The sequence below is a fragment of the Micromonospora sp. NPDC047793 genome (genome assembly GCF_040642635.1).
Taxonomy (GTDB): Bacteria; Actinomycetota; Actinomycetes; order Mycobacteriales; family Micromonosporaceae; genus Micromonospora.
Genome location: NZ_JBEYSG010000001.1, coordinates 884699 through 900760 on the forward strand (window position 1 = coordinate 884699; position 16062 = coordinate 900760).

Annotated in this window: 11 protein-coding genes; 6 read left to right on the forward strand and 5 right to left on the reverse strand. The window is 71.0% G+C overall.

The window, feature by feature from the left end; genetic code table 11:
- Positions 1-8: 8 nt before the first annotated feature.
- Positions 9-5060: an NAD-glutamate dehydrogenase gene (locus ABZ738_RS04060; protein ID WP_357210783.1), complete on the forward strand. Its 5052-nt coding sequence runs from the start codon at positions 9-11 to the stop codon at positions 5058-5060.
- A gap of 156 nt (positions 5061-5216) precedes the next feature.
- Here ABZ738_RS04060 and ABZ738_RS04065 read toward each other — a convergent pair whose 3' ends face one another.
- Together ABZ738_RS04065 and ABZ738_RS04070 are read right to left on the reverse strand one after the other, a co-directional pair.
- Positions 5217-5942, reverse strand: a complete 726-nt coding sequence (locus ABZ738_RS04065; protein ID WP_131051856.1) for a class F sortase — start codon at positions 5940-5942, stop codon at positions 5217-5219.
- Positions 5926-6906 (reverse strand): hypothetical protein, encoded by a 981-nt coding sequence (locus tag ABZ738_RS04070; protein WP_357210786.1) that lies wholly within the window; start codon positions 6904-6906, stop codon positions 5926-5928. The genes ABZ738_RS04065 and ABZ738_RS04070 overlap by 17 nt, the downstream gene beginning before the upstream one ends.
- Positions 6907-7441: 535 nt before the next feature.
- Here ABZ738_RS04070 and ABZ738_RS04075 point away from each other — a divergent pair.
- Positions 7442-9247, forward strand: a complete 1806-nt coding sequence (locus tag ABZ738_RS04075; RefSeq protein WP_357210789.1) for a glycoside hydrolase family 6 protein — start codon at positions 7442-7444, stop codon at positions 9245-9247.
- Positions 9248-9393: 146 nt separating this feature from the next.
- On the opposite strand, the gene ABZ738_RS04080 is transcribed toward ABZ738_RS04075, so the two are convergent.
- The 3 genes from ABZ738_RS04080 to ABZ738_RS04090 form a co-directional block, all read right to left on the reverse strand.
- On the reverse strand, positions 9394-9771 hold the full coding sequence (locus tag ABZ738_RS04080; RefSeq protein ID WP_357210791.1) for a hypothetical protein: 378 nt from the start codon (positions 9769-9771) through the stop codon (positions 9394-9396).
- A 129-nt stretch (positions 9772-9900) separates the two neighbouring features.
- Positions 9901-10824: a hypothetical protein gene (locus ABZ738_RS04085; protein WP_357210793.1), complete on the reverse strand. Its 924-nt coding sequence runs from the start codon at positions 10822-10824 to the stop codon at positions 9901-9903.
- A gap of 10 nt (positions 10825-10834) precedes the next feature.
- The gene (locus tag ABZ738_RS04090) at positions 10835-11431 is read right to left on the reverse strand and encodes a hypothetical protein (protein WP_131054263.1); all 597 of its coding nucleotides are present in this window, start codon (positions 11429-11431) and stop codon (positions 10835-10837) included.
- 377 nt (positions 11432-11808) lie between these two features.
- On the opposite strand from ABZ738_RS04090, the gene ABZ738_RS04095 reads away from it, so the two are divergent.
- From ABZ738_RS04095 to ABZ738_RS04110, 4 genes are read left to right on the forward strand one after another with little or no spacing between them, the layout of a single operon-like run.
- A complete protein-coding gene (locus ABZ738_RS04095; protein ID WP_357210948.1) occupies positions 11809-14667 on the forward strand; it encodes a nitrate- and nitrite sensing domain-containing protein in 2859 nt (952 codons plus the stop codon).
- Complete coding sequence (locus ABZ738_RS04100; RefSeq protein ID WP_176095081.1) at positions 14667-15086, forward strand: roadblock/LC7 domain-containing protein; 420 nt, start codon at positions 14667-14669, stop codon at positions 15084-15086. Before ABZ738_RS04095 ends, ABZ738_RS04100 begins: the two co-directional genes overlap by 1 nt.
- Positions 15076-15465 (forward strand): DUF742 domain-containing protein, encoded by a 390-nt coding sequence (locus ABZ738_RS04105; RefSeq protein ID WP_131054265.1) that lies wholly within the window; start codon positions 15076-15078, stop codon positions 15463-15465. The genes ABZ738_RS04100 and ABZ738_RS04105 overlap by 11 nt, the downstream gene beginning before the upstream one ends.
- On the forward strand, positions 15446-16048 hold the full coding sequence (locus ABZ738_RS04110) for an ATP/GTP-binding protein (RefSeq protein WP_131054266.1): 603 nt from the start codon (positions 15446-15448) through the stop codon (positions 16046-16048). The genes ABZ738_RS04105 and ABZ738_RS04110 overlap by 20 nt, the downstream gene beginning before the upstream one ends.
- Positions 16049-16062: the final 14 nt, after the last annotated feature.

A 16062-nucleotide genomic window follows, 5' to 3' on the forward strand; every position in this document is an offset into this window, starting at 1 on the left:
GGCACCGAATGGACCGGCGTCCGGCGATCAAACCGGGACCCGACCTCCGGCAGGCTGACACCGGCCGGGACGACAGCTTCGACACGGCGACCGACGGAGACGGCTACGGCCGACTCGACACAGGAACGACCGGGATGACCGGTTCGAGCATCGACACCCTCTACGACCTGGGTCTGCCACCAGAGGCGCTGGCGGACGACGTGGAGGACGCCGAACTCGACGAGCCGGTGCCCAACGCCGAGCGGTTGGTGGCCCAGGCGGTCGCCCTCGCCGGCGACGACCACGACGCGGCGACCCTGGTGGGTCGGTTCTGGCGGTTCGCGCCGGACGAGGAGCTGATCGGCTTCACCGCCGAGGAGATGCTCGACGCCGCACGCGCCCACCGCCAGCTCGCCGACCAGCGGGTGCCGGGCGAGTTGAAGCTGCGGATCCACTCACCCGACGCGGAGCAGCACCACAGCGTCGTCGAGATCGTCACCGACGACATGCCGTTCCTGGTCGACTCGGTGACCGCCCTGCTCAACAGCCACCACCTGGACGTGCACCTGCTGGTGCACCCGCTGGTCGTGGTGCGCCGTGAGCCGCTGGGACGACTGGTCGAGGTCGCCGCCGACGTGGAGCCGGACGACGCGATCGACGGTGACCTGGTCGAGAGCTGGATGCGGATCGAGATCGACCCGGTCCGCGACCAGGAGGTACGCGACAAGCTGCGCCGCGAGTTGCAGCGGGTGCTCACCGACGTGCGCGAGGCCGTCGAGGACTGGCCCAAGATGCGCCAGCGGGCCCTCTCCCTCGCCGACGAGTTGGCCGCCGCGCGGACCAGCGACAACCGGCCGCCGGTGCCGGAGAAGGACATCACCGACTCGGTCGAGCTGCTGCGCTGGTTGGCCCACGACCACTTCACCTTCCTCGGGTACCGCGAGTACCGGCTGGTGCAGAACTCGGCCGAGAGCGGGCCGGCGCTGGAGGCGGTGCTCGGCACCGGGCTGGGCATCCTGCGGCAGGACTCGCCGGAGGCGCGGGCGCTGTCGTCGATGACACCCGAGGCGCACGAGAAGGTCACCGAGAAGCGCCTGCTGATCATCACCAAGGCGAACTCGCGGGCCACCGTGCACCGCTCGGCGTACCTCGACTACATCGGCTTCAAGATCTTCGACGCCGACGGTCGGGTGGTGGGCGAGCGGCGGTTCCTCGGGCTCTTCTCCACCGCCGCGTACCGGACCAGCGTGCAGGAGCTGCCGGTGGTGCGACGCAAGGTCGCCGAGGTGCTGGACCGTTCCGGACTGAGCCAGCGCAGCCACTCCGGCAAGGACCTGTTGCAGATCCTGGAGACGTACCCGCGCGACGAGCTGTTCCAGATCAAGACCGACGACCTCTACCACGCGGTGATCGGCGTACTGCGGATGGCGGGTCGCCGGCAACTGCGGGTGTTCCTGCGCCGGGACGCGTACGGGCGGTTCATCTCCTGCCTGATCTATCTGCCCCGGGACCGGTTCACCACCCAGAACCGGCTGCGCATGCAGGACATCCTGCTGCGCGAGCTGAACGGGGTCGGGGTGGACTACACCACCCGTGTCACCGAGTCGATGCTGGCCCGGGTGCACTTCATCGTGCGTACCGACCCGAGCAGCCCGCCCGGGGACATCGACGCCGACCTGCTCGCCGAGGAGCTGGCCGACGCCACCCGGCTGTGGGACGACGACTACCGGCTGGTGCTGGAACGCAAGCTCGGTGACGAGCAGGCCAAACACCTGTTCGCCCGGTACGCCGACGCGTTCCCGGAGGGCTACAAGGACGGGCACACGCCGTACGAGGCGATGAAGGACCTGGCCAAGCTGGAGCTGCTGGAGGAGTCCGGCCAGCTCGAGATGCACCTGTTCCGCAAGCAGCCGTTGCCGCGGGCGGTCGTCCGGTCCGATGTCGACGAGTCGATGGACGTCCGGTTCAAGGTCTACCGCTACGGCGAGCCGATGATGCTCTCCGCGGTGCTGCCGGTGCTGCACTCGCTCGGCGTGAAGGTGGTCGACGAACACCCGTACGAGGTGGAACGCGTCGACGGCCGGATCTGGCTGTACGACTTCGGGCTGCGCCTGCCCGAGGGCCACCAGGAGCTGGCCGAGGTCCGCCCGCACGTGGAGAACGCCTTCGCGGCGGCGTGGCGGGGCGAGGCCGAGGTGGACGGCTTCAACGAGCTGGTGCTGCGCGCCGGGCTCACCTGGCGGCAGGTGGTGGTGCTGCGCGCGTACGCCAAGTACCTGCGTCAGACCGGCACCGTCTTCTCCCAGGACTACATGGAGTCCACGTTCATCGCGTACCCCGTCATGGCCACACTGCTGGTGCGGCTCTTCGAGGCGCGGTTCGAACCGGGGTCGCTCACCTCCGAGCAGCGGGAGGAGCGGGCGGCGGAGCTGGTCTCCGAGATCGACGCCGCGCTCGACGACGTGGCCAGCCTCGACCAGGACCGCATCCTGCGGGCGTACCTGAACCTGATCCAGGCCACCCTGCGGACCAGCTTCTACCAGAAGCCGGTCGGCGGGCGGCCCAAGTCGTACGTGGCGTTCAAGCTCGACCCGCAGGCCATCCCGGACCTGCCGGCGCCCCGGCCGAAGTTCGAGATCTTCGTCTACTCGCCCCGGTTCGAGGGTGTGCACCTGCGGTTCGGGCCGGTGGCCCGGGGCGGGCTGCGCTGGTCCGACCGGCGGGAGGACTTCCGCACCGAGGTGCTCGGCCTGGTCAAGGCGCAGATGGTCAAGAACGCGGTGATCGTGCCGGTGGGCGCCAAGGGCGGCTTCGTGCTCAAGCAGAAGCCGGGCGACCGGGACGAGGCCGTGCTCTGCTACAAGGAGTTCATCTCGGCGCTGCTGGACGTCACCGACAACATCGTGGCCGGTGACATCGTGCCGCCCGACGACGTGGTCCGGCACGACAGCGACGACCCGTACATGGTGGTGGCGGCCGACAAGGGCACCGCGACCTTCTCCGACATCGCCAACGAGATCTCCGTCGCACACAACTTCTGGATGGGCGACGCGTTCGCCTCCGGCGGTTCGGCGGGGTACGACCACAAGAAGATGGGCATCACCGCCCGGGGTGCCTGGGAGTCGGTCAAGCGGCACTTCCGCGAGCTGGGCCACGACACCCAGAGCCAGGACTTCACCGTGGTCGGCGTCGGCGACATGTCCGGCGACGTGTTCGGCAACGGGATGCTGCTCTCCGAGCACATCCGGTTGGTGGCCGCCTTCGACCACCGGCACATCTTCCTGGACCCGAATCCGGATGCGGCCACCTCGTTCGTCGAGCGCAAACGGCTGTTCGAGCTCTCCCGTTCGACCTGGGAGGACTACAACACCGAGCTGATCTCGGCGGGCGGCGGCGTCTACCCGCGTACCGCGAAGTCGGTGCCGGTGTCGCCGCAGGTCCGCGCCGTGCTCGGGCTGCCCGACGACGTGACGCAGATCAGCCCGCAGGAGTTGATGAAGGCGATCGTCACCGCACCGGTCGACCTGTTCTGGAACGGCGGCATCGGCACCTACGTCAAGGCCTCCACCCAGACCAACGGCGAGGTGGGCGACAAGTCCAACGACGCGATCCGGGTGGACGGGCGCAGCCTGCGCTGCCGGGTGGTCGGCGAGGGCGGCAACCTGGGCTTCACCCAGCAGGGCCGGATCGAGTACGCCCAGTCGGGCGGCCGGATGTACACCGACTTCATCGACAACGCGGCCGGGGTGGACTGCTCCGACCACGAGGTGAACATCAAGATCCTGCTGAACACGGCGGTGGCCGACGGCGAGTTGTCCGTCCCCGAGCGGGACGACCTGCTGGCCCGGATGACCGACGAGGTCGCCGAGCTGGTGCTGCGGGACAACTACGACCAGGCCCGCGCGATCAACAACGCCCAGACGCAGGCCGCGTCGCTGCTGCCGGTGCACCGGCGGATGATCACCCACCTGGAACGCTCCGGCGAGTTGAACCGGGCGCTGGAGGCGTTGCCGCCGGACGAGGAACTGGCGGTACGCGCCGAGTCCGGGCTGACCGCGCCGGAGTTCGCGGTGCTGCTCGCGTACGTGAAGATCGCCCTGGAGAAGGAGATCATCGCCGAGGGGTTGGCCGACGAGGAGTGGACCAACGAGGTGTTGGTCAACTACTTCCCGACCCCGATGCGGGAGCGGTTCGCCGACCGGATGGACCGGCACCGGCTGCGTCGCGACATCGTGACCACGGTGCTGGTCAACGAGGCGATCAACCGGGGCGGCATCTCGTTCGTCTATCGGGTGGTCGAGGAGACCGCCGCCACCGCCGCCGACGTCATCCGGGCGTACGTGGTGGTCCGCGAGGTGTTCGGGTTGCGGGAGGTCTGGGACGCCATCGAAGCCCTGGACAACCGCGTCGACCCGGAGTTGCAGACCAGCGCCTACCTGGACACCCGGCGGCTGCTCGACCGGGCGGTGCGCTGGCTGGTCACCAACCGGCGTTCGCCGCTGGACGTGCCGGCCGAGATCGCCCGGTTGCGGGAGGGCGTGGCGGAGCTGCTGCCGAAGCTGGAGACGCTGTTCTACGGCACCGAGCGGGAGGGCATCGCGGCGCACATCGACTCGATGACCGAGCGGGGCGTGCCGCGTGAGCTGGCCGAGCGCAACACCCGCCTGATGTACAGCTTCGGTCTGCTGGACGTGGTGGAGACCGCGGCCGGCAGCGGGCGGAACGTGAGCGAGGTGGCCTCGGTCTACTTCGTGCTCTCGAACCGGTTCCGGGTCGACTCGCTGCTGTCGAAGATCTCCCTGCTGCCTCGCGAGGACCGCTGGCAGACGCTGGCCCGGATGGCGCTGCGCTACGACCTGTACGCCGCGTTGGCCGCGCTCACCGGGGAGGTGCTCGACTCCACGCCGGGTGACCTTTCGCCGTCGGAGCGGGTGCAGCAGTGGGAACAGTCGAACGCCACATCGATCCACCGCGCCGAGCGGGCGATGGGGGAGTTCGACGAGTCCCGCGCCGACCTGGCCGCGCTCTCGGTGCTGCTGCGGCAGATCCGGACGCTGGTGCGGACCTCCTCAGCCAGCTGACATGTAAGGAAGGGCCCCTTTCTAACGCCTCGTGCATAGGAAGGGGCCCTTCCTAACGTCTCGGTCGGTTCACCGGCGACGTCCCGGTCGGCTCATCACCGACGTCCCGGTCGGCTCATCACCGACGTCCCGGTCGGCTCATCACCGACTTCTCGGTCAGCTCATCAGCGAGGCGAAGACGATCACGTTGTCCGGGTAGTCGCCCTTGACCTCGTCGAACTGGCCGCCGCAGGTGATCACGCGGAGCCCGGGTCGGTCGGAGGGGCCGTACACCTGCTCGGTGGGGAAGGCGTCCTTGGGGTGGGCGGCCACCGAGTCGACCCGGAAGTCGACGGAGCCCCCGTCGGCCCGGCTGACCGTGATGACGTCGCCGGACTGCAGCGCGCCGAGGGAGAAGAACACCGCCGCACCGATCGCCGCGGAGTCCACGTGCCCGACGATCACCGAGTTGCCCACCTCGCCCGGGCTGGGACCCGGCGAGTACCAACCGGCGAGCATGGCCTGGTCCAGCGGGGGGACCTCCACGGTGCCGTCAGCATTGGTGCCGAGCATCATGATCTTCGCGTTGACGCCGATGCGGGGGATGGTGATCGTGGTCGGCGCGGACCGGGGCAGCCCGGTCGCGGGGCGGGTCGTGACGGCATCACCACTGTCGAGGTCCGCGTCGTCGAACGGCTCGGACGCGCGGGGCTCGGGGGTACTCGGACCGGCCTGCGCCAGGGGCTGCGGTGGGCGTACCGGCTCGACGGGCCGCAGCGACGCGCCGATCAGCCCGGAACCCACCATGGCCAGCAGGACGACGACGGCGGCGCCGACGGCGCGCCACGGAGAACCGTGACGGCCGCCGGCCCGTCTCGCCGTCGCGTCAGGCCGCGAACTCATCGACCCGGCGCCGACGCATCAGCACGAGGCCACCGAGGGCCGCCGCACCGACCATGCCCGCTCCGGCGGTGGCCAGGCCACCGTTGGCGCCGGTGGCGATGCCACCGTCTCCGCCGTCGACCCCACCGTGCGGCAGGACCACGATCTCGCCGACGCCGCAGGAGCCCTTGAGCTCGTACGTGCCGGGCTTGGCGTCCTTGGCGACGCGGGCTTCGCCGTAGTAGACGAAGTCCTTCTCGTGCTCCCAGCGGTCGCCCGAGTCGTCCTTGCCGCGCTCGCCCGACCAGTCGCCCTCGCTCGACCAGTCCTTCTCGCCGGACCACTCGCGCTCGGCCTCGCTCGACCAGTCCTTCTCGGACTTCGCGCCGTGCTCCTCCTCGGCGGACGGGGCCTTGTGGTCCCGCGCACCTTCCGCGTCCTGGCCGTGCTCCTCGGCCTTCCAGTCGCGGTCCTTGCCTCCGGCGTCGGCCGCGTCGGCCGCACCGCCACCGGCGCCCTTGGACTCCGGCGCCGACTCGGCCTCGCCCGACCAGTCCTTGCCCTCGGAGCGGTCCTCGCCCGAGTCCTTGCCTTCGGAGCGGTCCTCGCCGCCGGACTGCCAGTCCTTGCCGTCCTGCGAGTCCCCACGGTCCTGCCAGTCCTTGTTGTCCTGCCAGTCCTTGCGGTCCTGTTTCCAGTCCCGGTCGCCGCCCTGGTCACCCTTGTCGCCGCCCTTGTGGGCCGCTTCGAGCTTGACCTTGCCGGTGACCTTGGACCAGACGAAGGGGTGCTCCTGCGCCTCTTCGCAGATCTGAACGAGCTTGACCTCGTCGCCGGGCTTCACCGCGTGCGGCTTGGCGAAGACCTTGCCCTCGTCTTCGGGAGCGTGGCCGTCGGCGAGCGCGACCCCGGGCGCGAACACCAGCAGGGAAGCACCGCCGAGGGCGGCACCCGCAACGACCTTCCCCAGCATCTTCTTAGCCATGACCTGTGTCACTCCATCCCTGTTGTCCTGCGGCCCGCACAACCGAGCCAGAACTGACGTTAGACCGTTTCATGACCTATGTAGGGAAAGATTCGTGTTCTGGCATTCATACGGTTTACCCGATCGGTCGGGTTCTGCTGAGGGACGCGTGCCGGGGCGTCCCGGGTGGGGTGGTTCACGTCCTGTGGTCGGTGGACGTCATCCGGTGGCGGTGTGTCACGGGCAGCGCCAGAAATGCCGGGTTAAGCTTTCGAAAATATCGAACCATTGCCATGGAAGCGCTCCCATGCAAGAATCGCTGCACGCGGTGATCGGAGCCACACCGCGCAGGCAGGTGTCGAGGGCAGCCGGTGTCACCGGACGACCACCGTGCCGTCGACCGGGTACGCCGGTCGTGCACCACCACCAACGCCCGCCCGGGTCGGGCGCTCCCGAAGAATCCCGTTGGCATCGGCGGTCGTCCGCGTAGGACGTCCCTCGGACGCCACGTGCCGGGCCGTACGCGGATCCGGTCTCGCCCAAGGAGATCAGTGGCATGAATGTGTGGAGAAGGCTGTCCAGTCGACGACGGACTGTCGCGCTGGCCGGCGCGAGCGCGCTGGTCGCGGGCGGTTTGGTGACGATCCCCGTCACCGCGGCGCACGCCGCGACGCAGTGCGACGTCGCGTACACGACCAACGACTGGCAGGGCGGCTTCACCGCCAACATCACCATCCGGAACATCGGTGACCGGCTCACCAGCTGGACGCTCGGCTTCACGTTCCCCGACGCCAACCAGCGCGTCCAGCAGGGCTGGTCGGCCCGCTGGACCCAGTCTGGCCGGAACGTGACCGCGCAGAACGAGTCCTACAACGGCAACCTGGCCACCGGTGCCAGCACCAGCATCGGCTTCAACGGCGCCTGGAGCGGCAGCAACCCCAAGCCCACCTCGTTCACGGTGAACGGGGTCGCCTGCAACGGCGGCACCACGCCGACCACGCCGCCCCCCACCACTCCGCCGCCGACCACTCCGCCGCCCACCACGCCTCCGCCGACGACGCCTCCGCCCACCACCCCGCCGCCCACGACGCCGCCGCCCGGCACCAAGGTCGACAACCCGTACCTGAACGCCCGGGGCTACGTGAACCCGGAGTGGAAGGCCCGGGCCGAGTCGGTCACCGGCGGCAACCGGGTGTCGAGCATCTCGACCGCCGTCTGGATCGACCGGATCGCCGCGATCGAGGGTACGGACAACAGCCAGTCCAACGGCCCGATGGGCATCCGGGACCACCTGGACGAGGCGCTGCGGCAGAACGCCGAGTACATCCAGTTCGTCATCTACAACCTGCCCGGCCGTGACTGCGCGGCGCTCGCCTCCAACGGTGAGCTGAAGGCCGACGAGCTGCCGAAGTACAAGGCGGAGTACATCGACCCGATCGCGGCGATCATGGGTGACGCGAAGTACCGCAACCTGCGGATCATCAACGTCATCGAGGTCGACTCGCTGCCGAACCTGGTGACCAACACCTCCAACAACCCGGGTGGCACCGTGATGTGCGACACGGTGAAGGCCAACGGCGCGTACGTGCAGGGTGTCGGCTACGCGCTGGCCAAGCTGGGCGCGCTCTCGAACGTCTACAACTACGTCGACGCCGGGCACCACGGCTGGCTCGGCTGGGACAGCAACTTCGTCCCGAGCGCCCAGGTCCTGAAGGAGGCCGCGACCGCCTCCGGCAGCACGGTCAACCACGTGCACGGCTTCATCACCAACACGGCGAACTACTCCGCCCTGATCGAGCCGTACGCGAAGATCAGCGACACGGTCAACGGGCAGACGGTGCGCCAGGCCAAGTGGATCGACTGGAACTTCTACAACGACGAGCAGAGCTTCGCTCAGGCGTTCCGGCAGGAACTGGTCCGGCAGGGCTTCCCGAGCGGCATCGGCATGCTGATCGACACCTCCCGTAACGGCTGGGGCGGCAGCGCCCGGCCCACCGGCGCGGGCCCGACGACCAGCGTGGACGCCTACGTGGACGGTGGCCGGGTCGACCGTCGCATCCACAAGGGCAACTGGTGCAACCAGGCCGGTGCGGGCATGGGCGAGCGGCCGAAGGCCGCGCCGGCGGCGGGTATCGACGCGTACGTCTGGGCCAAGCCCCCGGGCGAGTCGGACGGCTCCAGCCGCGAGATCCCGAACAACGACGGCAAGGGCTTCGACCGGATGTGCGACCCGACCTACACCGGTAACGACCGTAACGGCAACAGCCGCAGCGGTGCCCTGGCCGACGCCCCGATCTCGGGCGCCTGGTTCTCGGCGCAGTTCGCCGAGCTGATGCGCAACGCCTACCCGCCGTTGTCCTGACGGTCAGGCATACCGGCCGCCAGCAGTAGGTGAGGCGCTGCGGCGGCGGGTTCCCCGGGCCCCTGGTCCGACCGCACCGGTCGGACCAGGGGCCCCTCTCGCCGCGCGGCGCGGGTCCACTCGAACCGGGTGGGCCCGTCCCGTGCTCAGGGCACCGTCTTCTCGATCGCCGCCCGGCCGGTCTCGGCCAGCTCACGCCGGGCGCGCTCGATGTTCTCGGGGGTGAGGTCCTGGCCCCGGGCCATCACCAGGTCCTCCGGGTCCCACGGCTGCTCGGCGCCGGTACGGATGTCGGCCGGGGCGGCTCCGGTGCCGGTCCCGGTCGCGCCGGTGCCCGCCGCGTACGGGTCGGCGATGACGTCCTCGGTGGGTGCGTCGAGGTCGATCCGCTCACCCGGCCCGGCGAAGGCCGGGGTGTCCCGGTCGGTCCCGCCGCCGGTCATCAGCTCGGGCACGCCGCTGTCGTCGTCCACCGCCGCGGCCACCTCGGGGCGCTCCTCCAGCGGTCGGTCGCGATCCGTCATCCTGCCGCCCTCCTGTCCGCCGCACGGTTCCTCCGGCCCCCTGCGGGTACCCGCCGGTCACCGGGCCATGCCTGCGACGACACGACGAAGGCGGGCGTCCCGTTCGGGGACACCCGCCTTCGACGGTGATCAGCGGCCGAGCACCCGGTCGAGGAAGTCGCGGTAACCGCGGACCGCCACCCGGAGCTGCTCGGTGTCGGGCGAGCCCGCATCCTGCCACCCGCCGAGCTTGCTCTTGTGCTCCGCCAGCGCCGCGGACAGCGCCTGCATGGCCTCGTCGACGAGCCACTGCGCCTGACCGGCGGCGGCCTGCGGGTCGTCCACGAAACGGAGCTGGACGTCACGCCAGCGGTCCCGGAAGCCCTGTGCGGTCGACTCGTCGAAGAGGGTCGCCGCGCCGGCCGGAACCGTCGATCCGGCGTCGGTGCCGCCGGCCGGCGACTGCCCGTCCGGGTCGACCATCGTCGGGGTGGCGCTGCCGTAACCGGGGCCGCCGGCCGCCGCCACGTCGGTGGTGTCGACGGTCGACGCGTCACCGGGGAGGTCCCGCGACTCGATCCGCCCGTCGAGGTCGTCGGCCCGGTGGCCGCCCGGCCCACGGTCGACGGCCGTACCAGTGTCGTCGAGTTCGTCGAGGTCGTCGCCGCTCCGGTCAAACTCGGCGGTCGGGTCGGCCCGCAGCCCCTCCCGCTCACCGTCGACCGCGCCGTCGCCCGGCGCCGCGGTGCGCTCCTCGCGCGGGTCGATCTCGTCCTCCGGGCGCGGGCTGGCCAGCGCGGACGCGGCCACCGCGCCACCGACCGAGGTGGCACCGAAAGCGGTCGGCACCGGAGCGGGATCGGTCACCTCGTCGGCACGGTCGTCGTCGCCCGGCCGACCGTCCCAGGGGCGGTTACGGTCGGTGGACTCCACCCGGTCGCGGTCCGTCGGCTCGTCTGTGTGGTCGAGGTCGTCCGGTACGTCCCGGTGGTCACCGTTCGGCGGCACTGCCACCGGGGCAGACCGGACGGCCTCGGGGTGGTCGTTGTTGAGCTGCTGCTCGTCTTGCCGCATGGTGCTCTCCTCAGCGGTTCGTGGCGTCATGGGCGGCCTCGGGGTGGCGCTGCTCCGGGGTGGTGGTCGACGCGACCGGTTCCTCGCCGAGCAGGTCGGCGAAGAGGGCGCGGTAGTGGACGACGGCCTGGCGAAGGTCCTCGGTGCCGGCCTCGCCCCGCGAGTTGCGCAGGTGGATCTCGTGCGCGTCCCGGTAGTGGCCGAGCGTCCGGGCGTGCTCGACGGAGAGGTGGGCGAGCTGGTCGGAGAAGTCACCGGTGGGGTAACCCCGCTCGGCGACGAGTCGCGTGACCAGTTCGTCGGCCTGACCGACGGTCTCGGCGGGGGAGTCGATGAAACGCACCTGGAGTTCCTCCCAGGCGGCGGCGTACCGGGCGCGGGACTCGGGGTCCAGCGGGACGAGTTCGAGATCCGCGTGCCGGCGTTCCCGGTCCCGCAGCTCGCGCTCGGCGTCGCTGCGACTGTCCCGCTCGGCGACGACGTGGTCGTACTCCGGGCCGAAGCGTTGCCGTAGCGAACGGCGGCGGCCGGCCACGACGACGGCCGCGGCCACGGCGGCGACCACCAGGATGACGAGGACGGTGACGACTATCTGCGTGGGCGACATGGCTCCTCCTTCGCTTCAGGTATTCCCTCCTGGCACTGATCGCCAATCCCGTTCCGGGGCACTTTCCTCATCCGGATCGGTGGTGGCCAGGGCGGAACGTCGTCCGAAGGGGGCGAAGGGCGGACAGTCACATCGACCGAGGCCGGGAACGGGACGGGCACCGCACGGTCGCCCGTTGCGGGCGGCAGGGGCGTCCTCGGTACGTCCGGCACCGTATAGGTAGTCTCGACAGACGGTAGTGCGTCCGGCGGGGATTACGTATCCTGCCCAAGGCGCCCGAACCCCGGCGCCCCGGCGGGCAGCCGAGGCGCGTGTCGGTGACGGTGCTGCCCGGCCGTGCCGGAGCCCTTCCAGCCACCCTCCCGGGCGAGGTCCGATTGAACACCCGCGACTGGCCGATCCGCTCCAAGCTGACCGCGCTGGTCGTGGTGCCGGTGACCGCGCTGCTGGCACTGTGGATCTTCGCGACCACGCTCACCTTCGGCCCCGCACTGGATCTGCTCGCCGCCCGGACCCTTCTGTACGACCTGGGCCGGCCGGGCGAGACGGTGGTGGCCGAGCTGCAACGGGAGCGGCGGCTCTCGGTGGTCCATCTCGGCTCGCCGCGCACGGTCTGCGGTCAACCACCGACCAACTGCGTACTGCCGGAGCTCGTCGCACAGCGGGACCGCACCGACATCGCGATCGCCGAACTCCAGCGCCGGGTCTCCGGAGAGCAACTGCGCGACGCCGCCGGTGAGCTGCTGGAGACCCGGCTGGACCGGCTCCTCGGCGAACTGGAGGCGCTGCCGTCGGGGCGCGCGTTCATCGATCGCCGGGATCTCGACCGGGCCGGGGTGATCGGTCTCTACAGTGGCATGATCTCGTCCGCGTTCCACACCTTCTCCGCGCTGGCGAACCTGCCGGACCAGGATCTCAACCGGGAGGCGCGGGCGCTGACCGACATCGGCCGCTCGCGGGAGCTGCTCGGTCAGACCGACGCGCTGCTGGCCGGCGCGTTGATCGGCGGACGACTCGCCGAGGGCGAGCACACGCTGCTCGTGCAGGGCATCGCCAACCAGCGCTTCCTGGCCGAGAGCGCGGTGGCCGACCTGCCGGAGCCGGACCGTGTGGCGTACCAGCGGTTGACCGAGCAGGACGAGTTCACGCAGTTGCGGCAGATGCAGGACGAGCTGGTCGCCGCCGATCCCTCGGCCCGACTCCGGATCGACCAGCAGGCCTGGCAGACCAGCTACGACACGGTGCAGCGGTCGCTGCGCGACTTCGAGCTGACCCAGGCCGACGGTCTGGCCGACCGCTCGGTGCCGATGGCGGTGCGCACCCTGGTCCGGCTGGCCGCCGCCGGGTTGCTCGGTCTGGTCGCCGTCGTGCTCTCGCTGGTCGTCGCGCTGCGGGTCGGCCGGTCGCTGGCGAAGCGGTTGACCCAGGTACGCGGCACCGTCAAGGAGGCCGAGGAGCGCCTGCCCGAGGTGGTGGAGCGGCTGCGCCGGGGCGAGCAGGTGGACGTGGCCCACGAGGCGCCGCTGGCCGACCGGGGCGCGGACGAGATCGGCCAGGTGGCCCAGGCGTTCACCGAGGTGCACAAGGCCGCGATCCGGTCCGCCATGGTCGAGGTGAGCCTGCGTCGCGGCCTCAACGAGGTCTTCCTGAACATCGCCCGACGCAGCCAGGGCCTGGTGCACCGGCAGCTCACCGTGCTCGACCGGATGGAACGCGACGCCGAGGACCCGGACCACCTGGCCGAACTGTTCCGGGTGGACCACCTCGCCACCCGGCTGCGGCGGCACGCCGAGGACCTGGTCATCCTCGCCGGTGCGGCACCCGGGCGGGGCTGGCGCAACCCGGTCGCCATGGTGGACCTGATCCGGGGCGCGATCTCCGAGGTCGAGTCGTACGACCGGGTGGACATCGTCAACGTCCAGGCCGCCGGCACGGTGGGTCGGGTCGTCGGCGACGTCATCCACCTGCTCGCCGAACTGATCGAGAACGCCACCGCGTACTCGCCGCCGGACTCCCGTGTGGAGATCTCGGGCGAGCACGTCGCCCACGGGTACGCGCTCTCCGTCACCGATCACGGGCTCGGCATGACGGCCGCCGCCATCGAGGAGGCCAACCGCAAGCTCGCCCGGTCACCGGACTTCGACCCGGCCGAGACCGCGCGGCTGGGGCTGTTCGTGGTCGCGCGGCTCGCCGCCCGGCACGACGTACGCGTGCGGTTGCGGGAGTCGGACGGGACCGGGCTGACCGCCGTGGTGCTGATCCCGGGGGCACTCATCACCGCCGAGCCGTCACCCCTGCCCGACCTGGACACTCCCGCCGGGGACGACCAGGCCACCACCCCGGAACAGCGCCGGCTGGCCCGGGCCACCCGGTTGACCACAGTGCCCCGGCAGACCACGCGATCACAGGCCGAGCCGGAGAAGCCGACCACCACCGAGGCGGTGCCGGCGAGTACGACCGGTGGCCGGGGCGGTCCCACCTTCGGCTCCACGGTCGGCCCGGCCGAGGCGGACGGTCTGCCCCGCCGCATCCGTCAGCGGGGCCCGGCCGCCACCACGCCGTCGGCCGTCACCGCGTCGCCAGACACCGCCGTACCCTCCGCCGCCACCTCATCCCCGGTCGCCGACGCCGCCGGACCGGCACCGGTCGGGTCGACGCCCCCAGTGGCCTCCGGCACCGGTCCGTCCGGCAGCGGTGCGTCCAGTGACGGGTCGTCCGGTCCGGCCGGGCACCGGGCGGCACCGCGCCGTGCGCAGGGCGGCCTCGACGCGCCGACGGTGCAGATGCCGGCGGTGTCCTCGGCGATCGACGGGCCGACGATGCGGCAACCGGTGGTGGTCCCGCGTGGGCCGATCCGGCCGCTCGGCGAGCCGACCCCCCGCAGCCCGGAGGAGGCCCGCCGGTTCATGTCGGCACTCCAGGCGGGCACCGCGCGGGGCCGACGCGCCGCCGTCGCGCCGAACGACGACGCGGGGTCCACCGGACCGTCCACCGGTGACGCGGTACGTACCGGACCGCCGAACGGCGAGGCGGGACGTAGCGGATCACCGACCGACCAGGCGGTGACGGCCGGAGCACCCACCGGAGAGGCCGGGCGTACCGGATCGCTCTCGCCGGGTCGATCCGGTGTGGCTTCCCCCGACCACGAGCAGGACCGAGACACCGAGCCGGCAGGGCCGCCGGCCGGTGACCCGGCGACTGTGCAACCCCCGACCGCGACTGAGAGGGACGCCTGATGCATTCGACGAGGCAGAGTGCCGATCTCGGCTGGTTGTTGGACGACTTGTTGGAGCGGGTACCGACCGCGCGGCAGGCGGTGGTGCTCTCGGCGGACGGGCTGCTCCTCGGCTGCTCCACCGGGATGGACAAGGCCGACGCCGAGCACCTCTGTGCGCTGGCCTCCGGACTGTCCAGCCTGGCCCGGGGCGCGAGCCGCCACCTCACCGGCGGGCCGGTGCGCCAGACGGTGGTGGAGATGGAGGACGCGTACCTCTTCGTGACGGCGGCGGGGCAGGGTGCCTGCCTCGCTGTCGCCAGTGACGCCGATGCCGACATCGGCCTGGTGGCGTACGAGATGGCGATGCTGGTGACCCGGGTGGGCGAGAATCTCGGGACACCGACCCGGGCGTCGGTGGGTGCCGCCGATGCGCACTGACTTACCGGGGAACCAGCACGAATGGCTCGACGCCGATGCCGGGCCGGTGGTCCGGCCGTACACGCTGACCGGTGGCCGGGTACGGGCCAGCGCGGACGCCTTGGACCTGGTGGCGTACGTGCTGGCGAAGCCGGACCCGGACCTCGGCGCCTACCCGGAGCTGTACCCGGAACACCGGCTGTTGGTGGAACTCGCCGGTCGGGGAACGCCGGTGGTGGAACTCGCCGCCGACCTCAATCTCGCCATCGGTGTGGTCCGGGTACTGCTCGGCGATCTACTCTCCCGGGGACTGGTCGCCGTGCACCAGCCGCCACGTGCCACGTACCTGCCCGACAACGACATCCTCAAGGCGGTGGTCGATGGACTCCGTGCGTTATGACGGCGAGCGGCGGGAACACGGTATCCCGATCGCGCTGAAGATCCTCGTCGCCGGTGGCTTCGGCGCCGGCAAGACGACGTTGGTCAGCGCGTTGAGCGAGGTCCGGCCGTTGCAGACCGAGGAGATCCTGACCGGGGCGGGCATCGAGACCGACGACCTCTCCGGGGTGGAGACCAAGTCGACCACCACGGTGGCGATGGACTTCGGCCGCATCACCATCAACGACGACCTCCAGCTCTACCTGTTCGGTACGCCCGGGCAGGACCGGTTCTGGTTCCTCTGGGACGAGCTGGCGTTCGGGGCGCTCGGTGCGGTGGTGCTGGCGGACACCCGGCGGCTGGCCGACTGCTTCCCGTCGATCGACTACTTCGAGCAGCGTGGCATCCCGTTCGTGGTCGGCGTCAACTGCTTCGACAACTCGCAGCGGTTCAGCCTGGAGGCGGTCCGCCGCGCTCTCGACCTCGACGGCAACGTGCCGATGGTGCTCTGCGACGCCCGCGACCGGCAGTCCGGCAAGACAGTGTTGATCTCCCTGGTCGAGCACGTGGCCCGGCAGCGGGGCGAGCCGGTGCCGGCCGCCTGACCCGGATCCCGGAG